The organism is Anaeromyxobacter soli (assembly GCF_022808855.1).
GTDB lineage: Bacteria > Myxococcota > Myxococcia > Myxococcales > Anaeromyxobacteraceae > Anaeromyxobacter > Anaeromyxobacter soli.
On the sequence record NZ_JAKZLF010000007.1, the window covers coordinates 76,017 to 99,715 of the forward strand.

17 protein-coding genes are annotated in these 23,699 nt (G+C 74.5%); 7 read left to right on the forward strand and 10 right to left on the reverse strand.

Annotated elements, in window-relative coordinates; translation table 11 throughout:
• Positions 1–62: 62 nt before the first annotated feature.
• A complete protein-coding gene (locus tag MLV88_RS07355) occupies positions 63–629 on the forward strand; it encodes an outer membrane beta-barrel protein (RefSeq protein ID WP_242337595.1) in 567 nt (188 codons plus the stop codon).
• Between the two features lie 273 nt (positions 630–902).
• Here the strand turns inward: MLV88_RS07355 and MLV88_RS07360 are convergent, their stop codons facing one another.
• The 7 genes from MLV88_RS07360 to MLV88_RS07390 all read right to left on the reverse strand — a co-directional run bounded on the left by MLV88_RS07360 (position 903) and on the right by MLV88_RS07390 (position 10,017).
• Entirely contained in the window at positions 903–2,840 is a 1,938-nt protein-coding gene (locus MLV88_RS07360; RefSeq protein WP_242337593.1) for a M3 family metallopeptidase, read from the reverse strand.
• 95 nt (positions 2,841–2,935) lie between these two features.
• Positions 2,936–3,934: an NAD(P)H-dependent glycerol-3-phosphate dehydrogenase gene (locus MLV88_RS07365; RefSeq protein WP_242337591.1), complete on the reverse strand. Its 999-nt coding sequence runs from the start codon at positions 3,932–3,934 to the stop codon at positions 2,936–2,938.
• A 205-nt stretch (positions 3,935–4,139) separates the two neighbouring features.
• The gene (locus MLV88_RS07370; RefSeq protein WP_242337589.1) at positions 4,140–5,228 is read right to left on the reverse strand and encodes an NAD(P)/FAD-dependent oxidoreductase; all 1,089 of its coding nucleotides are present in this window, start codon (positions 5,226–5,228) and stop codon (positions 4,140–4,142) included.
• A complete protein-coding gene (locus MLV88_RS07375; protein ID WP_242360237.1) occupies positions 5,225–7,003 on the reverse strand; it encodes an AMP-binding protein in 1,779 nt (592 codons plus the stop codon). The genes MLV88_RS07370 and MLV88_RS07375 overlap by 4 nt, the downstream gene beginning before the upstream one ends.
• Positions 7,000–7,260, reverse strand: coding sequence for an acyl carrier protein (locus MLV88_RS07380; RefSeq protein ID WP_242353391.1), 261 nt, complete (start codon positions 7,258–7,260; stop codon positions 7,000–7,002). Before MLV88_RS07380 ends, MLV88_RS07375 begins: the two co-directional genes overlap by 4 nt.
• Before the next feature lie 23 nt (positions 7,261–7,283).
• Positions 7,284–8,357, reverse strand: a complete 1,074-nt coding sequence (locus MLV88_RS07385; RefSeq protein WP_242339250.1) for a type III polyketide synthase — start codon at positions 8,355–8,357, stop codon at positions 7,284–7,286.
• Positions 8,358–8,445: 88 nt separating this feature from the next.
• Complete coding sequence (locus MLV88_RS07390) at positions 8,446–10,017, reverse strand: sensor histidine kinase (protein ID WP_242339248.1); 1,572 nt, start codon at positions 10,015–10,017, stop codon at positions 8,446–8,448.
• Between the two features lie 117 nt (positions 10,018–10,134).
• Here MLV88_RS07390 and clpB point away from each other — a divergent pair, with 117 nt between their 5' ends.
• Positions 10,135–12,756 carry an ATP-dependent chaperone ClpB gene (gene clpB / locus MLV88_RS07395; RefSeq protein ID WP_242339246.1) on the forward strand — a complete coding sequence of 874 codons (2,622 nt, stop codon included), beginning with the start codon at positions 10,135–10,137 and terminating at the stop codon, positions 12,754–12,756.
• Between the two features lie 188 nt (positions 12,757–12,944).
• On the opposite strand, the gene MLV88_RS07400 is transcribed toward clpB, so the two are convergent.
• Complete coding sequence (locus tag MLV88_RS07400; RefSeq protein WP_242339244.1) at positions 12,945–13,895, reverse strand: MBL fold metallo-hydrolase; 951 nt, start codon at positions 13,893–13,895, stop codon at positions 12,945–12,947.
• Positions 13,896–14,152: 257 nt separating this feature from the next.
• Here MLV88_RS07400 and MLV88_RS07405 point away from each other — a divergent pair, with 257 nt between their 5' ends.
• Positions 14,153–14,644, forward strand: coding sequence for a DoxX family protein (locus MLV88_RS07405; protein ID WP_242339242.1), 492 nt, complete (start codon positions 14,153–14,155; stop codon positions 14,642–14,644).
• 100 nt (positions 14,645–14,744) lie between these two features.
• Here MLV88_RS07405 and asd read toward each other — a convergent pair whose 3' ends face one another.
• A complete protein-coding gene (asd, locus tag MLV88_RS07410) occupies positions 14,745–15,833 on the reverse strand; it encodes an aspartate-semialdehyde dehydrogenase (RefSeq protein WP_242339240.1) in 1,089 nt (362 codons plus the stop codon).
• A gap of 122 nt (positions 15,834–15,955) precedes the next feature.
• The gene (gene truA / locus MLV88_RS07415) at positions 15,956–16,693 is read right to left on the reverse strand and encodes a tRNA pseudouridine(38-40) synthase TruA (RefSeq protein ID WP_242339238.1); all 738 of its coding nucleotides are present in this window, start codon (positions 16,691–16,693) and stop codon (positions 15,956–15,958) included.
• A gap of 20 nt (positions 16,694–16,713) precedes the next feature.
• Between truA and MLV88_RS07420 the strand changes: the two genes are divergently transcribed.
• The 4 genes from MLV88_RS07420 (at position 16,714) to MLV88_RS07435 (ending at position 23,698) form a co-directional block, all read left to right on the forward strand.
• Complete coding sequence (locus MLV88_RS07420) at positions 16,714–17,967, forward strand: hypothetical protein (protein WP_242339236.1); 1,254 nt, start codon at positions 16,714–16,716, stop codon at positions 17,965–17,967.
• A gap of 24 nt (positions 17,968–17,991) precedes the next feature.
• Entirely contained in the window at positions 17,992–19,560 is a 1,569-nt protein-coding gene (locus MLV88_RS07425) for a glycosyltransferase family 39 protein (RefSeq protein WP_242339234.1), read from the forward strand.
• 87 nt (positions 19,561–19,647) lie between these two features.
• Positions 19,648–20,697: a polyprenyl synthetase family protein gene (locus MLV88_RS07430; protein ID WP_242339232.1), complete on the forward strand. Its 1,050-nt coding sequence runs from the start codon at positions 19,648–19,650 to the stop codon at positions 20,695–20,697.
• A 304-nt stretch (positions 20,698–21,001) separates the two neighbouring features.
• Entirely contained in the window at positions 21,002–23,698 is a 2,697-nt protein-coding gene (locus MLV88_RS07435; RefSeq protein ID WP_243337204.1) for a M16 family metallopeptidase, read from the forward strand.
• Position 23,699 lies beyond the last annotated feature (1 nt).

Here is a 23,699-nt window from a genome sequence, read left to right on the forward strand (position 1 = left end):
CGGGCGCGGGCCTTGCAGCACCGGCTGCGCGTCGTCTCAATTCACTTCACGAGGAACACAAGATGAAGAAGCTGCTCGTCATCACCGCCGCCGTCATCGCCTTCACGTCGACCTCCGCGCGCGCCGAAGATCCTTCACGGAAGCTCAGCATCGCGCCGTTCGTCGGAGCGTTCGTCGGGACCGGCGACCAGCGCGATCTCCTCGATGACTCCGTGCTCACCGGCCTCACCCTCAGCTACGAGGTGCATCCCTACGTCGCGATCGTCGGCGCGGTCGGATGGTCGCCCACGCAGGTGAAGGCGCTCGGCGAGGACCTCGACCTCTTCCAGTACGACCTCGGCGTCCAGGGACAGTACCCGGTGGCGCTCGCGCAGGGCTGGACGCTGAAGCCGTTCGTGGGGATCGGCGCCGGCGCGCGCACCTACAGCTTCCGCGATCTCGACGTGGACTCCGAGACCGACTTCGCGGGCTACGTCTCCGCCGGCGCGAACGTCGAGCACGGGGCCTTTGGGCTCGGGCTCACCGCGCGTGACTACGTGACGGCGTTCGACGGCCTCGCCTCCGCGACCATCGACCAGACGGCGCGCAACGACCTCGGGCTGTTCGGGTCGGTGAGCGTCCGCTTCTAGAAATACGGGGGCTGCGCCCCCGCCCCGCCGAGCGGAGCTCGTCGGGGCCCCACCCCTGCGCCCGGGGTCCCGTGCGCCGCGCCGCGCGGCTGCGCCGCTTCCGCGGCAGCGCCCCGGCGGGCTCGCTTCGCTCGCCTGTCGCGAATCACGATGGGCCTTTCACTTCCCGGCGCCCCGCGCCGGCCGAGAGTCGCAGGTGCAGCAAGGCGCCCACGCGGCCCCCCCTCCGCCGCCGCGTGGGCGCTGCAGTCTTTCTGCGTGCGCTGCTCGCCCCTACGCGTTCAGCCACTGCTCGTACGCGTCGAACGCGTGGGGCCTCCCGAGGAAGTCCTTCACGAGCTCGGCGGCGGGCTTCGAGCCGCCGGGCTCCAGGATCGCGCGGCGGTAGCGGCGGGCGGGCTCCGGATCCATGAGCCCCTTCTCGCGGAACGGGCCGAACAGGTCCTTCGCGATCACGAGCGACCACATGTACGTGTAGTAGATGGCGGAGTAGCCGTCGAGGTGCCCGAAGGACTCGTGGAAGTAGGTCCCGTCCACGTGGCGGAACGGCGTGTAGCGCTCCTGCAGCTCCGCCACGAGCGCGGTCGTGTCGAGGCTCTTGGGGTCGCGCCGGTGCAGCTCGAGGCTCGTCGCGGCGTAGAACATCTGCTGCCGCACCATGAGCCCCTTGCCGTACTCGTCGGCGGCCTTCATGCGCCGGACGGCGTCGGCGGGGAGCGGCGCGCCGGTGTCCACGTGGCGCGCGAAGCCGGCGAGCACGCCGGGATCCCACACCCACTCCTCCAGCATCTGCGAGGGCGCCTCGACGAAGTCCCACTCGGTGGCCACGCCGGACTGCCCCGCCCAGCGCGTGTGCCCGCCGAGGACGTGGTGGAGCAGGTGGCCGAACTCGTGGAAGAACGTCTTCACGTCGCCGTGCTCCATGAGCGCGGGCGCGCCGCCCTGCGGGCGCGGGAAGTTGCAGACGAGGACGCCCTCCGGCAGCTGCCGCCCGGCCTGGCCGGAGGCGAGCGTGAACTGGGCGTAGTGCTTGTACTTACCGTCGCGGGGGTGCATGTCGAGGTAGACGCGCCCGACGAGCTTCTCGCCCTCCACCACGTCGTACGCCTCGACCTCCGCGTGCCAGACCGGGGCGTCGGGCACCGGGCGGTACGCGATGCCGAACAGCCGCCCCGTGACGTCGAGGACGCCGTCCTTCACGCGGGCGTAGTCGAGGTAGGGGCGCACCGACTGCGAGTCGAACCCGTACTGCTCGGCCTTCACGCGCTCCTGGAGGTAGGCGCTGTCCCAGGGCTCGACGCGCTCGGCGCCGGGGACGTCCTCGCGCTTGCGGGCGAGGAGCTGCCCGAAGTCGCGGCGCATCCGCGCCTCCGCGGCCCGGGCGATCTTCTCGACGAACTCGGCGGCGGCGCGGTCGCTGCCGATCATCTTGTCCTCGGTGACGTAGGCCGCCCAGCTCTCGTAGCCGAGGAGCCGCGCGAGCTCGGCGCGGCGCGAGAGCATGCGCGCGAGCACGTCGAGGTTCTTCGGGTGGCCCCGCAGGCGGTACAGGCGCCAGAGCGCCTCGCGGGCGCGCTCGCTCCGCGCGTACGTCATGAACGGCACGTAGTCGGTGTTGTCGGTCGTGACGACGACCTTGCCCTCCGGGCCGGCCGGATGCGCTCGCCGCCAGTCCTCGGGCAGCCCGTCGAGCTCCGCCGGCGCGAGCTCGATGCGCCGCACGTCGTCCTTGATGTTGCGCCCGAACTCCTGGCCGATCCGCACGAGCTCCTCGCGGAGGGCACGGACGCGCGTGCGGGTGGCCTCGTCGCGATCGACGCCGGCGCGGCGGAAGTCGCGCAGGCTCTTCTGGAGGTAGTAGCGGGTCGCCCCGTCCTCCCCGGAGACGTCGAGCGCCGCGATCGCGTCGTACAGGCCGCGATCGAGCGAGAGCTCGGTCGAGAGCGCGTCGATCTCCTGCTCCGAGCGCTCGGCGGCGTCCCGCATGCGCGGGTCCGGGTGGACGTTGCGGGCGAGGCTCGCGCGCGAGGCGGCGTCGGAGAGCGCCCCGAAGGCGGCGTCGAAGGCGGCGAGCGCCGCAGGCGCGGCGCGCGGCGCCGGCATCGCCTTCAGCCGGTCGGCCTCCGCGCGGGCGCGATCCATGTCGCGGCGGCAGCCGCGCTCGAACTCGTCGGGGGTCCCGCACAGCGCGCGGGAGGCGTCGGGGCTCATTCGCATAGATTAGGGGACGCTCCGGCCGAGCGCACGCGCGTCCGCGCAGGAGCGAGGACGCCCGCCGCAGGCCCGGGATCGTGCGCGAAGCCGCGTCACATCTCCGGCTTCGTCTCGCGCATCATGATCGCCGTGACCGCGTCGCGCGGCGGGACGTTCTCGTAGAGGACCCGGTACACGGTGTCCGTGATGGGCATGTCGACGCCGAGCCGGCGCGCGAGGTCGCGCGCGCTCTTGGCGTTGCGGATCCCCTCGGCGACCTGGCCGAGCTCCTTCTGGATCTGCTCGGCCGTCTTCCCCGCGGCGAGCCCGCGCCCCACGGTGCGGTTGCGGGAGAGGTCCGACGAGCAGGTGAGCACGAGGTCGCCGAGGCCGGAGAGCCCGGACAGGGTGAGGGGGTTCGCGCCCTTGCGAACCGCGAGGCGGGTGATCTCGGCGAGGCCCCGCGTGATGAGCGCCGCGAGCGCGTTCGCGCCGAACTCGAGGCCGTCGGAGATGCCGGCGGCGATCGCGACCACGTTCTTCACGCAGCCGCCGATCTCCGCGCCGACGACGTCGCTCGAGGTGTACGGGCGGAAGGTGCGGGTGTGGAACGCGTCCTGGACCTGCTTCGCCACCCGGTCCCAGCGCGCGGCCACGGTCACCGCCGTGGGGAGCCCCTTCGCGACCTCCTTCGCGAACGACGGGCCCGAGAGCACCGCGATGTAGGGGTGGAGCGGCACCGGCAGGACGTCCTCGAGCACCTCGCTCATGGTCATGAGGGTGTCGAGCTCGATGCCCTTCGCGACGCAGACGACCGGGGTGCCGGCGTGCACGTGGCGCTTGGCCTCGATGGCCACCTGGCGCACCGCGTGGGAGGGGACGGCGACGACGACCAGCTCCGCCCCCTCGAGCGCCCGGGTGATGTCGGGGGTGGTGAGGAGCGAGGGCGGCAGCGGCGTGCCGGGGAGATAGCGATCGTTGCGGTGGGTCTTGGCGATCGCGTCGATGACGGCGTGGTCCTTGTCCCACGCCGTGACGGTGTACCCCTTGGACGCGAGGAGCGAGGCCAGCGCGGTGCCCCAGGAGCCGGCGCCGAGGACGGTGCAGCGCATGATGAGCCCTCCTTGCGGCGGATGGTATGCCGCGGGTGGCCCGCCGGACGCCGGGAACTCCGGGGCCCGCGGGGACGGGGGACATACCCCGAACGCGGCGCATCGTCGAGATGGGCAACGCTTTCGGAGCCTACCCCCGTCGCGCCCGGGGCTCCCGCCGCTCGGCCGGGCGCTCGCGGCGCACGGCTCGAGGCGCCGGGAGAGGTCACCCCACGGCGAGGCGGACCGCCCGCTCGAACGGCGCCGGACGCGAGGCGGCGAGCGCGAGCATGCGGTGCCGGAGCGCAGGGTGCCGGGTCAGTCCGAGCACGATCCGGGTCCACGCCCAGTAAGGGGCGAACCTGCGGCGCCAGGCGCGCTCGTACGGCGCGAGCGCCGCGCGCGTCGCGCCCTCGCCGAGCGCGGCCGGCAGGAGCGCCGCGAGATCGAGCGCGCAGCCGAACGCGAGGGAGAGTCCCTCCCCCGTGACCGCGTCGAGGTAGCCGGCCGCGTCGCCGAGCAGCACCAGCCGGTCGGCGATCCGGGCGCGCGCCCGCCGCGCGAGCGGCCCCGCGCCGCGCGGCGCGGTGATCGCGGGTGCGCCCTCGAGCAGGTGGGCGAGGGCGGGGAAGCGCGCGAGGAGCGCCTCGTACTCGACCGGCCCCTGCCGCTCGAACAGGAAGGCCACGTCGACGCGCCGGGCGCCGACGGGCGTCACGTAGGCCTCCGCGCCCGGCCCGAAGTGAACCTCCACCGCCTCCGCCCAGGGCGGGATGGCGAAGTGGCGCCGGACGCCGTAGCGGGCGGGGCCGGAGGCTGAGCGCTCGAGCCCCTCGCGGCGGCGCACCGCGGAGGAGAGCCCGTCCGCCGCGACGAGCACCTTGGCGGGGACGTCGCCTGCGGAGGAGACCGCCCAGATCCGGTCGCGCTCGCGCCGGTGCGCGTGCACGTCGGCCTGGACGAGCTCCGCGCCCGCCTCCCGCGCCCGCGCCGAGAGCGCGGCCGAGAGGGCCGTCCGGCGCACTCCGAGCCCGCCAGGCGCCGGGAGCCTGAGCCGGGCCGCGTCGTGCCGCTCGATCCAGCGGATCTCCTGGAAGGCCGCGGTGTGCTCCGGGTCGAGCCGGCCGGTGACCCCCAGCGCCGCGAGCGCCCGCACGCCGGCGGGGAGGATCCCCTCCCCGCACGCCTTGTCCACCGGCCCCTCGCGCTTCTCGAGCACCGTCACCGAGAGCCCGCGCCGCGCCGCCGCGATCGCGAAGGCGAGCCCGGCGGGGCCGCCGCCCACCACCACGGCGTCGCGCAGGGGGCCGTTCACGCGGGCCGCCGCCGGCGCGCCCGCGCCTGGGCGAGGGCGAGCTCGCCGCGCAGGAGCGCGAGCGCGAGCCGGAGCGCCGTCGCCCGGCGCGGCGGCACGAGCGTGCCGGCGAGGAAGCGCCGCAGGGCCTCCCGGCGCCGGAGCTTGCCGGAGGAGGTGCGCGGCAGGGTCCCCGGCTCGAGGAGGCGCACCGTGTACGGCGCGATCGAGGTGCGCTCGAGCACCGCCCGCCGGATCTCCGACTCGGCCGCCGGGTCGTCCCGCGCCCCCCGCGCGCGCTCGGCGAGGATGGCGAGCGCCTCGCCGCCCTCGCCGTCCCCCTCGCCGAGGGGGACGAAGCCGACCGCCACGGCGCAGCCCGGCCGGACCGCCGCCACGCCCGCGAGGGCCGCCTCGAACTCGTCGGGCGCGTGGTTCGCGCCGCGCACGATGACGACGTCCTTCGCGCGCCCGTGCACGTACAGCTCGCCCCCGAGCGCGAACCCGAGATCGCCCGTGTCGAGCCAGCCGCCCGAGAGCGCGCGCCGCGTCGCGGCGGGATCGCCGAGGTAGCCCTGCATGAGGGACGGCCCGCGCACGAACACGCGCCCGAGGCGGCCCTCCCCGGCGAGCGCTCCGTCCTCGTCGCGGATCTCCACCTCGACGCCCGCGATGGGCGGGCCCACCGAGACGAGCTCGCGCGGCCCGGGCGCGACGGTGCCGTCGCGGGCGAGGCGCGCGGGATCGACCCGACGCCCCTCGAGCGGCCGCCCGCGCGGGCTAAAGGTGACCGCGAGCGCCGCCTCGGAGAGGCCGTAGACCGGCACGAGCGCCGCCGGATCGAGGCCGTGCGGCCCGAAGCGCGCCGCGAACCTCCGCATCGCCTCCGCGGAGACCGGCTCGGCGCCGTCGAGCGCGAGGCGCCAGGTCCCGAGCGACAGCCCGGCGAGCTCCGCGTCCTTCACGCGATCGGCGCAGTAGGCGTAGGCGAAGCTCGGCGCGACCGAGATCGTGCCCTGGTGGCGCGCGATGGCGCGGAGCCACAGCGCGGGGCGCGCGAGGAAGTGCTCGGGCGCGATGAGCACGAGGCGGCCCGGGTAGCTCATCGCCGCGAGCAGGCAGCCGATGAGCCCCATGTCGTGGTAGAGCGGCAGCCAGGAGACGAGCGCGTCGTTCGCGTCGGGCCGGACCCGCTCGACGAGCGCGTCCACCTGGGCCTCCAGCGCGGCGTGGGTGAGCGCGACCGGCTTCGGGTCCACCGTCGAGCCGGACGAGAACTGCACGAGCGCGAGCGCCTCGGGCTCGGAGGCGCGCGAGAGTCGACCGGTCTCCTGCGAGAGCTCCGCCGCGTCGGCGCAGCCGAGCGGCGGCGCCGCCCGCGCGATGGCGCCGCCGAGGAGGCGCCGCACCGCGCCGGAGGAGACGACGAGCCGCGCGCCCGACACCTCGAGCATCCGGGCCGTCTGCGCGAGGTACTCCTCCATCCGGCCGAGCCTGACCGGCGGATAGAGCGGCACGGGCACCGCCCCGGCGAGCCACGCCCCGAAGAACGCGTCCAGGAAGGCGGGCTCCGTGCGGAGCACGATCGCCACCCGATCGCCCGGCGCCACGCCCCGCGCCGCGAGCGCGGCGGCCACCCGCTCCGCGCGGTCGGCGACCTCGGCCCACCGGAGCGTGCGCTCGCGCTCGTGGAGATCGACGAACGTGACGCCGCTCGGGTGGCCCACGGCCGCGCGGAGCGCGTGCGCCAGCGTCGGGGAGCGCGGCGCGGGCGCCGGTGGCCCCACGAGCCTCACCGGGCCGGCTCCGGCGCCTGGGCGGGGATGAGCGCCGCGTCCGAGCGCGCCGCGACGAGCCGCGCGAGATCCGCGAGCGTGCGCGTTCCGGCCGCGTCGTCGTCCTCGAGGACGATCCGGAAGCGGTCCTCCACGGCGACGACGAGCGAGAGGAGCTGGAGCGAGTCGAGCGCGCCCGCGAGGGCCGCGTCGGGCGCGGGCGTGGCGTCGCCGAGCCGGAGCTCGTCGCGCGCGATGCGGAGGATCTCGTGCGCCACCCTTGCTTCACGATCCGTCATGGTCACCACCGGAGGAGGACGAGCTCGGCCGAGAAGCCCGGGCCCATCGCGGCGAGGAGGCCCACGTCTCCGGGGCGGGCCTCGCCCGCGTCGAGCAGGTCGCCGAGGACGAAGAGCACCGAGGCGGAGGAGAGGTTGCCGACCTCCTGGAGCGAACGGAAGGACCGGGAGAGCGCCGCCTCCGGCAGGTCGAGGGCGCGGCGGAAGGCCTCGAGCACCTTCGGCCCGCCGGTGTGGGCGATGAAGTGGCGCACGTCGCCGCGCGAGAGCCCGTTCGCGGCGAGGAAGCGATCCACGTCTCCGCCGACGTTCGCCTGGATCACCTCCGGCACCTTCGCGGAGAGGACCACCTTGAAGCCCGTGTCGACGACGTCCCACCCCATCACCCACTCCGTGTCCGGGTAGAACACCGAGCGGGTCGCGAGGATCCGCGGCGCGTGGTCGGGCGCGGGGGCGCGCTCGCCGCCCTGGAGCACCACCGCCGCCGCGCCGTCCCCGAACAGGCCGCTCGCGATGACGTTCGCGATGGAGGTGTCCTCCCGCTGGAGGGTGAGCGAGCAGAGCTCGACCGAGACGAGCACCGCCACCTCGCCGGGGAACGCCCGCAGGGCGTCCGAGGCCCGGGCGAGCCCCGCCGCGCCCGCCATGCAGCCCAGGCCGAAGATCGGCGTCCGCTTCACCGAGGGCGAGATCCCCAGCCGGTTCACGAGCTTCGCGTCGAGCGAGGGGGTGGCGACGCCGGTGACGGTCACGAAGTAGAGATGGTCCACCTCGCGCGGGGTGACGCCCGCCCGCGCGAGCGCCTCCGACACGGCCGCCGCGCCCAGCTCGCTCCCGACCCGGATGAACGCGTCGTTGGTCTTCCGGAACGAGTCGAGCGCCGGGTACTCGGAGAGCGGAAGGGCGAGGTGGCGGCCGCCCACGCGTGCAGCGCGGTGCAGATCGGCGAGACGCTCGACGTTGAAGTGCCGCGCGCCCCAGTACGCGGACAGGGCCGCGATGAGCGTCTCCTGATCCACGAAGTTCGGGGGCAGCGCGCGGCCGACGGAGAGGATCGCGGGGTGCGTGCTCGTCATAGGGGGAACGGCCCAGCGGCAGGCATGTGACCCCGCGCGCACGGCCGCAAGGTCCGGCCGGGGGCCGTGGCGCCCGGACGCAGCGCCGTCAACCGGGCGTCGCGACGGGCAGCGTGAAGCTGAACGTGCTGCCCGCCGCGGGCGCGCTCACGAGCTCGACCTCGCCCCCGTGAGCCTCGACGAGCCGCCGCACGATGTAGAGCCCGAGGCCGAGCCCGTCGGCCTCCCGCCCGGGACCTCGCACGTAGCGCTGGAAGATCCGCTGCTGGTCCTCGGGCGCGATCCCGGGCCCCTCGTCCATGACGGAGATCCGCACGAAGGCGCCGGCCGGGTTGGCGCTCACGACGACGCGGCCGGCGGTGTGCTTGAGCGCGTTCCCGACCAGGTTCACGAGGACGCGGTCGAGCCGGTCGGGATCGGCGTGCACCGGCGGGAGGCCGTCCGGCACGGCGACCTCGAGGCGCTGCGGGTCGAACACCCCGCGGTTGAGCTCGATCGCCTCCGCCACGAACGCGCGCACGTCCACGGCGGCGCGCTGGAGCGCGAGCGCGGCGCCGCTCTCGAGGCGCGCCGCGTCGGCGAGATCGCGCAGCATCCGCTCCATCCGCCTGCCCGCGAGCGCGATGTCGCGCGCGGCCTTCTCCGCCGCGCCCGGCTTCGCCCCGTGGCGGCCGAGCACCTGCGCCTTGAGGAGCACGATCTGGAGCGGGTTGCGCAGGTCGTGAGAGACGGCGCGGAGCAGGTCCTCGCGGCTCTCCTTCGTCGCGCGCAGCTCGGCGATGGTGACGTTGAGCTCGTTCTCGATGTGGCTCCGCAGCGCGACGAGCTCGCGGTGCGGAGCGACCACCGCGCCCACGAACAGCGCGCGGAAGATGAGGAAGAAGGTGAGCACCAGGTACGCGTGCCCGAGCACGTGCACCGGATCGAACGGGCGCGCGTAGAGGGTGAGGGAGAGCTCGGAGAGGACGGTGACCGCGAGCGCCGCCGCGAGCGTGCGGGCGCCGCGGTCGCCGGCGCGGGCGGCGCGGTGGTGCACGAGCGCGCCCACGAGCGCGACCGCCGCGACGAAGAGCTCGAGCCCGACCTTCGCGGACGTGAGCCCGCCTCCCTCCACGTAGAAGAAGGCCCGATCGCCCGGCAAGGCGAGCTCGACCGCGACGAAGGCCGTGACCGCGACGAGGTGGGGGACGAGCAGGCGCGCCCTGCCCGGCCGCAGGCTCCGATCGCTCGGCGGGAGCCGCGCGACCCAGACGAGCGTCCCCACGGTCCAGAGGCGGGCAAGGAACCAGTAGTAGATGCCCCGCTCGGTCGTCCCCGGGCCCCCGACGCCCGGCATCCCCGGAAACGTGAGCAGGTGCAGGGCCTCGAAGAGCCCCACCGCCAGGAACGCGGGGCCGATCACCTGCGCCCGTCGATCCGGGAACTCGCGGGCCGCGAACCACTGCACGCCGAACGTGGCGAACGCCACGCCGACGACGAGCAGCTCGAGGACGGTGTGGACGGGGAGGTACCGGGCCGCAGAGAGCGGCTCGTGCAGCCCGGGCAGCGCGAGGAGGATGACGAGGGGCGCGGCGAGCGCGACGAGCCACGCGAGCCGCAGCCCGGACGAGGCGGTGGGCGGTCGCGAGGCCGCGCGAGGCAGGGTCAGATCGTCCACCATGGAGGCGCCCATCCCCGGGCGGGCCTCGACTCTACACGAGCCGGAGCGATGCAATTCCGGCTTTCCTGCCGCGGCGGCGCTGCTTGCCAAGCCCCCCCGCGGTCTTACGTTCGCGCCATGCGAATGGAAAAGCTCACCGTGAAGGCCCAGGAGGCGCTCGCCGCCGCCCAGAGCGAGGCGCGCCGCCGCGACCACCAGGCCATCGACGTCGAGCACCTCGTGCTCGCCCTCCTCTCCCAGCCGGAGGGGACCGCGACGCCCATCCTGGAGAAGATCGGCGCGGAGCCGTCGCTCGTCGCCTCGCGCGTGGAGGACGAGCTGCGCACCGTGCCCAAGGTCTCCGGCGCGGAGCCGTACCTCGCGAACCGGCTCGCGAAGCTCGTCGACCGCGCCGAGGACGCCGCGAAGCGGCTCAAGGACGAGTACGTCTCGACCGAGCACCTCCTGCTCGCCGCCGCCGAGGAGAAGACCGGCGCGGGCGAGGCGCTGCGCGCCTCGGGGGCGACGCCGGACCGGATCGTCGCCGCGCTCCAGGACGTGCGCGGCGGGGCGCGCGTGACGTCGCCCGAGGCCGAGAGCCAGTACCGCGCCCTCGAGAAGTACGCGAAGGACCTCACCGCGCTCGCGAAGGCGGGGAAGCTCGATCCGGTGGTGGGGCGCGACGACGAGATCCGCCGCGTCGTCCAGATCCTCTCCCGCCGCACGAAGAACAACCCCGTGCTCGTCGGCGACCCGGGCGTCGGCAAGACCGCCATCGTCGAGGGGCTCGCCCGGCGCATCGTGGACGGCGACGTACCCGAGGGGCTCAAGGGGAAGCGCCTCCTCGCGCTCGACCTCGGCGCGATGGTCGCGGGCGCGAAGTACCGCGGCGAGTTCGAGGAGCGGCTGAAGGGCGTCCTCAAGGAGGTCGTCTCGTCCGAGGGCCAGATCATCCTCTTCATCGACGAGATGCACACCATCATCGGCGCCGGCGCCGCCGAGGGCGCGATGGACGCGGGCAACATGCTGAAGCCCGCCCTCGCGCGCGGCGAGCTGCACGCGATCGGCGCCACCACCGTGAACGAGTACCGCAAGCACGTCGAGAAGGACCCCGCCCTCGAGCGGCGCTTCCAGCCGGTGTTCGTGGGCGAGCCGTCGGTGGCCGACACCATCTCGATCCTGCGCGGCCTCAAGGACCGCTACGAGCTGCACCACAAGGTCCGCATCCAGGACGCGGCGCTCGTCGAGGCGGCGCGGCTCAGCCACCGCTACATCACCGACCGCTTCCTGCCTGACAAGGCCATCGACCTCGTCGACGAGGCGGCGAGCCGGTTGCGCATCGAGATCGACTCGATGCCGACCGAGGTGGACGAGGTGCGCCGCCGCATCGCACAGCTCGAGATCGAGCGGCAGGGGCTGCAGAAGGAGCAGGACGAGGCCTCGCGGCACCGGCTCGGCCAGGCGGAGAAGGAGCTCGCCGCGCTGAACGAGGAGTTCGCGCGCCTCAAGAGCCGCTGGGACGCGGAGAAGGCGGTCATCCAGGACCTCGCGCAGGCGAAGCAGGAGATCGACGGGCTGAAGCAGGAGCAGACGAAGGCGGAGCGCGAGGCGAACTTCCAGAAGGCCGCCGAGATCAAGTTCGGCCGGCTCCCGGAGGTGGAGCGGCGCGTGGCGGAGCTGCAGGAGCGCCTCGCCGGCCTGCAGCGCGACGGCGCGATGCTGAAGGAGGAGGTCACGCCCGAGGAGATCGCCGAGGTGGTCTCCAAGTGGACCGGCATCCCGGTCTCGAAGCTCGTCGAGGGCGAGGTCGAGAAGCTCCTCGGCATGGAGGACCGGCTGCGGGAGCGCGTCGTCGGCCAGGACGAGGCGGTGCAGGCGGTCTCGGCGGCGGTGCGCCGCGCGCGCTCGGGCCTCCAGGATCCCAACCGGCCGATCGGCTCGTTCATCTTCCTCGGGCCCACCGGCGTCGGGAAGACGGAGACCGCCCGCGCGCTCGCCGAGTTCCTGTTCGACGACGAGGCCGCGATGGTCCGCCTCGACATGAGCGAGTACATGGAGAAGCACGCCGTGTCGCGGCTCATCGGCGCGCCCCCCGGCTACGTCGGCTACGAGGAGGGCGGCCAGCTCACCGAGGCGGTCCGCCGCCGGCCGTATGCGGTGATCCTCTTCGACGAGATCGAGAAGGCGCACCACGACGTCTTCAACGTGCTCCTCCAGATCCTCGACGACGGCCGGCTCACCGACGGCCAGGGGCGCACCGTCGACTTCCGGAACGCGGTCGTCATCATGACCTCCAACATCGGCTCGCAGGAGATCCAGCGGCTCGCCGGCCGCCCGGGGGCCGACGTCTCGGCGATCCGGGAGGCGGCGCTCGAGAACCTGCGCGCGGAGTTCCGGCCGGAGTTCCTGAACCGGGTGGACGAGATCGTGGTCTTCCGCCCGCTGTCGCGCGAGCACGTCGGGCGCATCGTGGAGATCCAGCTCGCGCGCCTGCGCAAGCTCCTCGAGGAGCGGCGCATCACGATCGAGCTCTCGCCTGCGGCGCGCGAGGCCATCGCCGACGCGGGCTACGACCCGGTCTACGGGGCGCGCCCCCTGAAGCGCGCCATCCAGCGGATGATCCAGGACCCGCTCGCGACGAAGCTCCTGCGCGGCGAGTTCAAGGCCGGCGACCACGTCGTGGTGGACGAGGGGCCGGACGGGAACATCACGTTCGCGAAGGGCGCCCGCGCCGTCGAGGGCGAGGCGCTCGTGCATTGATAGGTGGTCGAACCGGGGAGGGGCCCCGTGCAACGCACGGGGAGGGGGCAACGCCCCCTCCCGGCGGGGAGCCCGGGCGCACCCGCGAACGCGGGCGCACGGGCTCACGGGCCCCGCCGAGCAGGGGTGGGGCCCCGGCGACGGCGGTGAGCCGCCGACGGGGCGGGGGCGCAGCCCCCGTACGATCACTACGCCTGCGCGTCGAGCCAGACCTCGAGCCCCTGCGCGTTGAGGTCGAGGTCCACCCCGTACACCGCCAGCGCCTCCTCGCGCGCGAGCGGCGCGCCGTGCGCGGCGAGGCCGCGGAGGAGCTGACCGGCGAGCGCCTCGCGCAGGGCGGCGTGACGGCCGGGCCCGGAGGGCGCCGCGCGCGCGAGCCGCACGTGCTCGTCGAGGCCCTCGAGGAGCTGGGCGGCGGCGCGGGGGATCTCCCCCTCGAGCATCCCGAAGTGCGTGAGGTAGATGCGCTCGGGCTTCTCCGCGAGCATGCGCTCCACGGTCCGCCGCAGCGCGGCCGGATCGAGCTGCACCGGCGTCGTGGTCGGGAACACGAAGGGCCCCTTCGCGGAGTCGGCCTCGCGGTAGGAGATGCCGAACGCGTCGCCGGTGAAGAAGCCGCGCGTCGCGGGATCGTGGACGACGAGGTGGTGCTTCGCGTGACCGGGGGCGTCGAGCATGCGGAGCACGCGGCCGCCGAGATCCACCTCGTGGCCGTCCGGCGCCTCGACGACCCGCGCCGCGGGGATGGGCGGGATGTCGCCGTAGAGCTCCCGGAAGCGCGCCTCACCGTAGACCTCGGCGGTGCCCGCGATGAGCTTCGACGGATCGACGAGGTGGCGCGCGCCGCGCGGGTGCGCGACCAGCGTCGCGCGAGGGAGCGCCTCCATGAGCTTCCCCGCGCCGCCCGCGTGGTCGAGGTGCACGTGCGTGACGACCACGTGCGAGACGTCCGCGGGCGCGATGCGGAACGCGGCGAGCGCCTCGAGGATGCGCGGCACGGACGAGGACGCCGCGGTCTCGATCACGGCGGCGGACGCGTCGCCCCGGACGACGTAGCAGGCGGCGAGCTTCGGGCGGACGTAGCCCGAGTCGAGGAGGACGACGCCGGGGGCGATCTCGCGGGCAGGGTCGAGGTGCATCGGGCTCTCCGGAGCTTGCGGGGCCGTGCTTCTGTACCGGCGCGGCGTCCGCACGGCAACTCGGCATGAGGCTGCGGCCGCGCGGCGTGGCGCCCGGGAGGCCGCGGAGCGGCCGGTCGTGCGCCCATCACGCGGCGCCGCGCACCGGCGCAGGGCGAGCGGCGCGCGAGGAGCGGCGTGACTCCGGGTTGCTGCGGAGGCCGGCGCAGCTATGGATCCAGAGGCGGCAGCTCCCTCGCCGCCAGGAGGTCGCTGCGATGGATCGCCACCTCGAACACTACTGGCCGCTTCCGCTCCGCATCCTGCTCGGGATCTCGTTCATGTACCACGGCGCCCCGAAGCTCACCGCCGCGGGGCACGCCGAGTTCCAGGGCATGCTCGCCCAGCTCGGGATCCCGCTGCCCGCGCTCATGGCCTGGGTGGGAGGCATCGTCGAGTTCTTCGGCGGGATCGCGCTCATCGTCGGCGCCGCCACCTGGCTCGTCGCCCTCCTGCTCTCGCTCGAGATGCTCGTCGCGATGATCAGGGTTCACGCGCCGTACGGCTTCGGCTACATCCAGATCACCGGGATGACCGACAAGGGCCCGGTGTTCGGGATGCCGGGCATCGAGGTGAACCTCCTCTTCCTCGCCGGGCTGCTGGCGCTGTTCATCGGCGGGGCCGGGCCGCTCTCGGTGGACGAGCGGCTCATGAAGCGCGAGAGCCGGCTGCAGGTGCCGTGGCTCAGGCACCGTGAGGTCCACGCCTGAGCGCCGCCGATCCCGCAGTGAGCGACGCCGGACGCAGCGCGGCGCCGCGCGCCCCGCGGGCGCGGGACGGCACGGCGCCGCAGGTCGCGACCGGAGCGCGCTACTTCGCCTGGATCCAGCCCTCGGCCGTGAGGAGCTCCGCCGTGAGCACCGCGCCGCCCGCGGCGCCGCGCACCGTGTTGTGCGAGAGCGACACGAACCGGTAGTCGAAGAGCGCGTCGGGACGCAGCCGGCCGATGGCGACGCCCATGCCGCCGCCGATGTCGCGGTCGAGCTTCGTCTGCGGCCGCGAGTCCTCCTCGAAGTAGGTGAGGAACGGCTTCGGCGCCGAGGGGAGCCCCATCTTCTGGGGCTTCGGCTCCCAGCTCCGCCACAGCTCGATGACCTCGGCGCGGTCGGGCTTCCGCTCGAAGGTCACGAACGCCGCCGCCATGTGCCCGTCGGAGGCGGGCACCCGGATGCACTGCGCGGTGATGATCGGGTCCTTCGCCTTCTCGATCCGGCCGCCCTCGAGCCGGCCCCAGATCTTCATGGGCTCCTGCTCGGACTTCTCCTCCTCGCCCTTGATGAAGGGGATGAGGTTGTCGACCATCTCCGGCCAGCTCTCGAAGGTCTTCCCGGCGCCGCTGATCGCCTGGTAGGTGCAGACCGCGACGCGCTTCGGCCCGAACTTCATGAGCGGGTGGAGCGCCGGCACGTAGCTCTGGATCGAGCAGTTCGGCTTCACGGCGATGAAGCCGCGCGCGGCGCCGAGCCGCTTGCGCTGCGCCTCGATCACCGCGGCGTGCTCGGGGTTCACCTCGGGCACCATCATCGGCACGTCGGGCGTGCCGCGGTGCGCGGAGTTGTTGGACACGACCGGCGTCTCGCGGCGCGCGTAGTCCTCCTCGAGCTTCGCCGTCTCCTCCTTGGACATGTCGACGGCGCAGAAGACGAAGTCCACCTCGCGGGCGATCTCGTCGACCGCGGAGGCGTTCTTCACGCTGAGGGCGGCGGTCGCGGCCGGGATCGCGGTCTTGAGCGCCCAGCGCCCCTTCACCGCGTCGGCGTATTTCTGGCCCGCGGAGTTCGCGCTCGCGGCCACGAGCGTCACCTCGTACCAGGGGTGGTTCTCGAGCAGCGCGACGAACCGCTGGCCGACCATGCCGGTCGCGCCGAGCACGCCCACCTTCAGCTTCTTCTGGCTCATGACTCCTCGCTTGGAAAGGAACCGTGGAGCGTAGCACACGGGATGGGCCCGTCGAGGCGGCGGGGCCGGCGAGCGCCGACTCGCGAGTCAACGCGCGCGGCGGGCCGCCGCGCGAGGTCCAATCAGTAGAAGACCTCCTCGAGGAAGAGCCCCTGCGGCGGTGCGGTCCTTCCGGCCCGGGTGCGGTCGCGGCTCGCGACGAGCGCGGGCATGGAGTCCGCGCTCCGCCTGCCCTTCCCGACCTCCACGAGCGTGCCGACGAAGTTCCGCACCATGTGCTTCACGAAGGCCGTCGCCTCGACGACCAGCTCCACCCGCCCTCCCGCCTCGCCGAGCACGTCGAGCCGGTGCACGTCGCGGACGGCGTGCTCGCAGGCGCAGTCGGCCGCCTGGAAGGCAGCGAAGTCCTGGCGACCGAGCAGGTGGCGCGACGCCGCGCGCATCGCGCCGACGTCGAGCGCGCCGAAGAGCTGCCACGCCTGGAGGCGCGACAGCGGCGCGCGCGTCTCGAGGTTCAGGACGACGTAGCGGTAGCGCTTGCCACGCGCGCTCCGGCGCGCATCGAAGCCGTCCGGCTCGACGCTCGCCGTGCGGACGGCGACGTCGTCGGGGAGGAGCGCGTTCATCCCCTTCACGTAGGCGGAGAGCGGCAGCGGCCGCGCCTCCGGGAAGGAGACGACCTGGCCGCGGGCGTGCACCCCCGCGTCGGTGCGCCCCGCCGCGGTCACGCGCCGCGGCTCCTTGTGGAGCGTCGCGAGGGCCCGCTCGACCTCGGCCTGGATCGACGGGCCGTTGGGCTGGACCTGCCAGCCGACGTAGCGGGTCCCGTCGTACTCGAGGACGAGCTTCACGACCGGCACGTGCGCAACCTACCACGGCCATGCCGCTCCTCCGCCTGCTCTGCGCGATGCTCCTCCTCGCCCTCTCCGCCGCCGGCTGCCGGAACGGCGGCTCGACCGGCGAGCCGTCGGGGGGCGGCACGGACGGCGGCGGGGGGACCGGCGGAGGTGGAGGCGGCGGAGGCGGCGGAGGTGGGGGCACCCCGACGACGCCGGGCTGGGCGGTCGTCGCGCGAGAGGACTTCGAGGGCGGCGACCTGCCCGCGGGCACCTTCGCTCCCGACCCGGTGCCCGACGACGGCCCGTTCGCCGACGGCGGCGCCTTCTTCGTGGCGCGCGGCGTGACCCCGCCCGCCGCGTTCCGCGCCACGGAGCCATTCGGCGCGAGCGGCTGGCTCACGCTCGAGTCGTACTCGCGCCGCGCCGACGCGGCGCTCGCCGACCGCGCCGCGGTGGTGGCCGATCCCGCCGGCGGAACGAACCACGTCCTGCGCCTCCGCTCGCCCGAGCACACGGACGGGACGGTCGTGCGCCCGACGCAGCCGCTCCCGGCGCGCTACCGCATCTCGCTGCGCGTCGGCTACGCCGCGTTCGGCGACGGGAAGCCCGGCCTGAACGGCTACGACAGAGGCGACGAGACCGCCGGCCCCTGGTGGCCGGGGGAGAGCGCGACGAGCCAGAACGGCTTCTACTGGCTCACCATCCTCGACGCGCTCCCGCGGCCGCACGACAACACCTGGATCCACCACCACCGCAAGGTGGTCGTGGACTCGGACAACCATTACCCACCGTGGATGGAGGTGTGGACCGGGAGCGGCTTCGTCGCGTCGGGCGAGCACCCGATCATGATGATCGCGCTCGACGGCTCGCGCCCGGGCGACGCGAAGACGGGCAACGCGTTCCTCTCCTTCTCGAACGGCGCGTGGCAGCCCTCCGGCGCGATACGCGCCGTGGACGCGTACCTGCCGGACACCTGGTACCGCGTGACGATCGAGCGCGACGGCCCGCGCTACACGCTCGAGATCTCGGGCCGCTTCCGTTACGGCGGCGACCAGACCTACCGCGCGAGCGTGGACGCCGCACAGACGTGCCTCTGGCACTACCCCGTGGACGCCGCCGAGGCCGCCGGCGCCGCGGGCTGCGTGGACACGGGCTCCTTCGTGGGACCGGAGTTTCCGCGCTGGCCGGCGGGCGGCACCTGGCCGGACTGGTTCATGTTCGGCGACCCGCACGTGAACTACTACGAGGGTCAGGTCTTCTATGACGACGTGGTGCTCGAGGAGTGGCGGGAGTGAGGGCGGCACCGTAGGCTCGCGCGCGTGAGCTCGCCCGCGGTGGTTCCTCCCTCCGAGTTCTCCGACGTCCCCGCACCCGAGGGCGGCCGCGCGGCGCGCCTCCTCCCCGCCGCCCTCGCGGCCGCGACCTTCGCGCTGCACGTGGCCGCCGGCGGCCGCTACGGCATCTTCCGCGACGAGCTCTACTTCATCGTCTGCGGCGAGCGGCTCGGGTGGGGGTACGTCGATCAGCCGCCCGGGATCGCGCTCGTCGCCCGGGTCGCGCACGCGCTCTTCGGCACCTGGGTCCCCGGCCTGCGGCTCCCCGCGTGGCTCGCCTCGGCCGCCACGGTCTTCCTCGCCGCGCGGCTCGCGCGACGCCTCGGCGGCGGCGCGTTCGCGGCGGCGCTCGCCGGCGTGGCCCTGGCGGCCTCGCCGCTCCTCGCCGGGCTCGGCCACTACCTCACGATGAACGCGTTCGAGCCGCTCGCGATGATCGCGCTCGCCTGCGTGCTCGTCCGGCTCGTGCTGGGCGACTCCCCTCGGTGGTGGCTCCTCGCCGGCGCCGTCGCCGCCGCGGGCGCGCTCCTCAAGTACACGTCCGCGCTGCTCGCGCTCGGGCTCCTCGCCGGCCTCCTCGCCACGCCGGCGCGACGCGCGCTCGCGACGCGATGGGCGCTCGCCGGCGCAGCGCTCGGCGCGGTCCTCGTCCTGCCGAACGTCCTGTGGCAGGCGGCGCACGGCCTGCCGTTCCTGGAGCTCGTCCGGAACGGACAGCTCGAGAAGAACGCGCCCTTCTCGCTCGGCGGCTTCGCGCGCTCGCTCCTCCTCGAGCCCGGCCCGCTCGCCGCGCCCGTGTGGCTCGGCGGCCTCGCCTGGCTCCTCCTCGCCGAGCGGGCGCGGCCGTTCCGCTTCCTCGCCATCGGGGGAGCCCTGTACCTCGCCACCCTCGTCGCCACGCGCGGGAAGGCCTACTACGCCGCGCCCGCCTTGCCGATGCTGCTCGCCGCGGGCGGCGTCGGGATCGAGCGGGCGCTCCGGCGCGGAGCGGCGCGCCTCGCGGCGCTCTGTGCGATCGCGGTCACGGGCGCGATCGGGCTCCCCCTCGCGATCCCGCTCCTGCCCGTCGAGGCCTTCGTCCGCTACCAGGCCGCGCTCGGGCTGAAGCCGGCGCCGCTCGAGCGGCACGCGTACGGCGCGCTGCCGCAAATCTTCGCGGACCAGCACGGATGGGAGGCGCTCGCCGCCGCCGTCGCGGACGTGACGCGCGGCCTCCCGCCCGAGGCGCGCGCCCGCGCCGCCGTGTTCGCGCAGAACTACGGCGAGGCGGCGGCGCTCGAGGTGCACGCGCCGGGGCTCGGGGCGCCGGTCGTCTCCGGTCACAACCAGTACTTCCTGTGGGGCCCGCCGGCGACGGGTGGCGATCCGCTCATCGTCGTCTCGGATGCGCACGAGGACTGCGGCGCCGGTCTGTACCGCGAGCGCACGCTCGCCGCGAGGCTGCCCTCGAGCCCGTGGACGATGCCCTACGAGGACGCGCGCTGGATCTGGATCTGCCGCGGCGCGACGCGCCCGCTCGCCGAGGTCTGGCCGGCGGTGCGGCACTACGAATGAGGGTCGGGCATTCGTTGACCCCGCGGCGCCGCCCGCGTTATATGCCGTTCAACTTTCGTTGAAAGCGCCGGTCCCCGGAGGCTCCCCGTGGCAGCGAGTGAGCAGGCCATCCTGTCCCAGCTCGACGCGAGCGCAGAGCGCGGCGTCCGCCCCGAGCGTGCGCAGGCCGCCCTCGCAGACGTCCCCGCGCTGCCGGAGAGCCTCGTCGCGCTCGAGGAGCAGCTCACCCGCGCGACCGAGGACGCCGAGGAGAAGCTCCGCGCCGCGGCGCGCCACCTGGTCTCGGCGGGCGGCAAGCGCATCCGTCCCATGGTGACGCTCCTCGCCTGCGGCGCCTGCGGCGGCGAGATGCGCGCCGCGGTGCCGTACGCGGTCGCCGCCGAGCTGACCCACTCGGCGACGCTCCTCCACGACGACGTGATCGACGACGGCCCGCTGCGGCGCGGCCAGCCCGCCTCGCGCGTCATCTGGGGCAACGCCGTCTCGGTCCTCTCCGGCGACTGGCTCCTCACCCGCGCGCTCGAGATCGTCTCGGCGGAGCCCGCCCGCTCGGCGGCGCTCCCGACGCTGCTCGCCACGATGCGCAGGCTCGTCGAGGGCGAGGTGCTCCAGCTCTCGCTCCGCAGCTCCTTCGCCGCGACCGAGAAGGACTACCTCGACGTCGTGATCGGCAAGACCGCCTCGCTCTTCGGCTGGGCCGCCGCGGCGGGCGCGTGGGCGGCCGGCGAGGTCGGGCACGTGCCGGAGGCGCTCGTCCGGTTCGGCGAGGGCATCGGCATCGCCTTCCAGCTCGTGGACGATGCGCTCGACTACGCCGCCGACCCGAAGCTCCTCGGCAAGCGCCTCGGAACGGACCTCATCGAGGGCAAGGCGACGCTCCCCCTCATCCGGGCCTGCGAGGCCGAGCCCCGGCTGCGCGAGCGGCTCGCCGCGCTCGTGGACGGCCAGGACGACGGCGACGCCGTCGCCGCCGACGTGGTCGAGGTGGTGAAGCGCGTCGGCGGCGTCGAGGACGCGCGCGCGCTCGCCCGCGAGCACACCCGCAGCGCGCTCGCCGCGCTCGAGGAGGTGCCCGACGGCGTGCACCGCCGGGCGCTGCGCGAGGCGGCGGGATCGCTCACCGAGCGCGCGTTCTAAACGACAGTTCGTGATTCGCGATCACCTTCGGTGACGCGAATCACGCTGTCGTTTAGCCATGTTCGAACGGGGGACTGCGTCCCCCGCCCCGCCGAGCGAAGCTCGTCGGGGGCCCACCCCCGCTCGCCGGGTCCCGTGCGCCGCCGCGAGCGGCTTCGCCGCTTCCGCGGCGTCGCCCCGGCGGGCTCGCTACGCTCGCCTGTTCGCGAATCATGATCGGCCGTTTAGGCCGCAGCGTTCCGGGCCCCGCGCCCGGAGTGCGATCCTCGACGCACCGTCACCGAGCGTGCTAGGGCTTCGGGGCATGCGCCTCCCCCTCGTGGCCCTCGCCTGCGCCGCGCTCTCCTGCGCCACGAGCGTGAAGCGCCCGCCGGTCGAGCCGTTCCGGTACCAGGGTCATTTCGCGACCTATCCGACCGGGCTGCGGCTCGTTGCGTTCAGGACCTCGCACGCGAAGCGCGCGACGGTGATCGCGTCGTACGACGTCGGAGACGCGGACGATCCCCGCGGGAAGGAAGGCCTCGCGCGGCTCGCCGCGCGGCTCACCGCGGTCGCCGCTCCGGCGAGCGGCGGGCTCCGGCTGCGGGAGCGGCTGTTCGCGGCGGGCGTCATCGACTCCGCGAAGGTCGGCGCCGACTCGACGGACTTCCAGTCGATCGTGCGGCTCGCCCGGCTCGACGAGGCGCTCGCGATCGAGGCGGACCGGCTTCGCGAGCCGCTCGCGGGGATCACGAAGGAGGAGGTCGCGCGCGAGGGCGAGGCGCTCGCGCGCGAGCTCGCGGCGGACCAAGGCGCGACCGAGGGCGCCTCGGTCTTCGCGCTCGCGTGGCGCGGCACGCGCTACGACCGCGCCCCGCCCACGCCCGAGTCCGTGCGCGCGCTGACGCTCGAGGACGTCCGCTCCTGGGCGAGCCAGCATCTCGTCCCCGATCGCCTCGTCCTCGTCGTGAGCGTCCCCGAGGCACCCAGCGAGGCCGTCCGGCGGGTCCTCGCCGCCTTCGGCGCGCTCGCGACGACCGGCGCACCCGACGAGCCACGCGTCTCCCCTGCCGAGCGACCGTCCGTCGCCGGCCGGGAGCCGGTCCTCTGGACCGACATGCAGACTCGCTCGATCCCTGGCACGAAGCCCCACCTCTGGCTCGCGTGGCCGCTCCCGGGGATGAAGGACGGCACGAGCGCGAGCGCCTTCGCCGCGACCGTCGTCCTCCAGCAGCGCCTCTGGCGCGCCCGTGAGGGCGATCTGGCCGCGCGGGTCACCGGGGTGACGCTCACGCTCGAGCGCGGCCACCAGGGCTCCGCGCTCCTCGCGCGGATCGAGCTGCGCAGCGCGGAGGACGCGGCGCCCGTGCGAAACGCGCTCCTGCACTCCGCGTACGACGCGCGAGCGCTCGACGACTACGCCCAGCACGTCGCCGTCCGCGCGCTCGCGCGGCGGATCGACGTCGGGCTGTGGGACATGGAGGAGGGCCCGGGGCCGGAGGCGGCGTGGAGGCTGCGCGCGACCGGCGAGCCGGACCCGCTCGCCGCCTTCGCCCGGGAGGCACGGACCCAGCTCGGTCGATCGTTCGAGGAGTATTACCGCAAGTGGATCACGGTCGAGCGCGCGGTCTCCGTGGCGGTGCTTCCCGGCGCCGGCGGTCCGCCCACGGAGGCGCCGCTCGACGAGCCGGGCGCGTGGATCCCGATCGTCCGTACCCTGGGGGCCGCGGCGCCCGGCGCGACCGAGGTCCGGGAGCTCCTGGACCCGCCTCGCCTCGGCGAGGCCTTCCAGACGCGGCTCTCGAACGGGCTCCGCGTGGTGGTCCTGCCCCACGGCGAGCGCCCGATCGTGGAGGCCCGGCTCCTCGTGGACTCGGATCCCGTGGGTGGTGCGGGAGGGTCCCTCGTGCCGTCGATCGCCCTCGCGGCCTCGGAGAAGGCGTGGACGCTCGCGGGAGGGCACACCTGCCGTGCGAGCCCGTTCCTCCCCAGGCGGGAGAAGATCTCCTTCCGCGAGCGCGGCTCGGCGAACGCGCTCCCGGAGATGCTCGGGCGGCTCGCCTGCTGGACGCGGCGAAGCCTCGACGGAGACCGCGTGGACGCCGTTCGCGAGGGCATGACGTCATCACTGGCGAGGGGAGAGGCGACGAGCGCGTCGATGCGCGCCGGGCTCGCGATCTCGTCCGCCCTCTACTCGCCGGAGGACGATCCCCTCGCGAGCGCGCCGCTCGCCGGGCTGAAGGCCGAGCCCGCCCGGCGCTGGCTCCTCGAGCAGCTCCGCCCCGAGCGTTCGCTCCTCGTCATCGCCGGCAAGATCATGCCCACGAAGGAGCTGCTCGCGGACGTCGAGGCCCGCTTCGGCGGGTGGAAGCGGCGCACCTCGGCGCCGGGAGAGCACGCTTCGCCGCCCCTGCCGGCGCGGCGGCACGTGCTCCTCGTGGACGTGCCCGGCGCCGAGCTGGCCACGGTCGCGGTCGCCTACCGCCTCCCGCTGCGCAAGGGCTCGGACGAGGCGGCCCTCCTGGCGGTGCAGCACGACGTCGGGACGCGCCTCGTCGCGCTCGCGGGCCCGGCCGGCCGGATCCTCATCCATCACGGCGGACTGCCACACGCGCCGACGCTGTCGACCTGGGCGACGCTCGACGCGAGGCAGGTCCCCGGCGCGATCCAGGCGGCGCTCGACGCGGTGAGGAACCTCGCCGCGCGTCCGCTCGCCTCGGTGGACGCGAACCTCGCGCGCTGGCTCGTCGCGCGCTGGCAGGCGTTCCGGTTCGACACGACGAGCCAGCGTATCGGCGCCGTGGAGGAGCTCTTCTTCTCCGATCTGCCGCTCGACGCGTGGGAGGGCCTCCCGGCCTCGATCGCCTCGCTCACGCCGGAGCGCATCCAGGCCGCCGCCCAGGCCGTGAACGTGGGACGCGAACAGATCGTCGTGCAGGGCGACGCCGCGACGCTCGCCCCGGCGCTCAGGGACGCAGGGTTGTCACCAGAGGTGCTCCCCGCGCCGCAGCCGGCGCGGTAGG

Bases quoted from the DNA above. Each gene is read 5' to 3' on its own strand.
- MLV88_RS07355 (WP_242337595.1), top strand. From the start codon at position 63: ATGAAGAAGCTGCTCGTCATCACCGCCGCCGTCATCGCCTTCACGTCG.
- MLV88_RS07360 (WP_242337593.1), bottom strand. From the start codon at position 2,840: ATGAGCCCCGACGCCTCCCGCGCGCTGTGCGGGACCCCCGACGAGTTC.
- MLV88_RS07365 (WP_242337591.1), bottom strand. From the start codon at position 3,934: ATGCGCTGCACCGTCCTCGGCGCCGGCTCCTGGGGCACCGCGCTGGCC.
- MLV88_RS07385 (WP_242339250.1), bottom strand. From the start codon at position 8,357: ATGACGAGCACGCACCCCGCGATCCTCTCCGTCGGCCGCGCGCTGCCC.
- MLV88_RS07390 (WP_242339248.1), bottom strand. From the start codon at position 10,017: ATGGTGGACGATCTGACCCTGCCTCGCGCGGCCTCGCGACCGCCCACC.
- clpB (WP_242339246.1), top strand. From the start codon at position 10,135: ATGCGAATGGAAAAGCTCACCGTGAAGGCCCAGGAGGCGCTCGCCGCC.
- MLV88_RS07400 (WP_242339244.1), bottom strand. From the start codon at position 13,895: ATGCACCTCGACCCTGCCCGCGAGATCGCCCCCGGCGTCGTCCTCCTC.
- MLV88_RS07405 (WP_242339242.1), top strand. From the start codon at position 14,153: ATGGATCGCCACCTCGAACACTACTGGCCGCTTCCGCTCCGCATCCTG.
- asd (WP_242339240.1), bottom strand. From the start codon at position 15,833: ATGAGCCAGAAGAAGCTGAAGGTGGGCGTGCTCGGCGCGACCGGCATG.
- MLV88_RS07420 (WP_242339236.1), top strand. From the start codon at position 16,714: ATGCCGCTCCTCCGCCTGCTCTGCGCGATGCTCCTCCTCGCCCTCTCC.
- MLV88_RS07435 (WP_243337204.1), top strand. From the start codon at position 21,002: ATGCGCCTCCCCCTCGTGGCCCTCGCCTGCGCCGCGCTCTCCTGCGCC.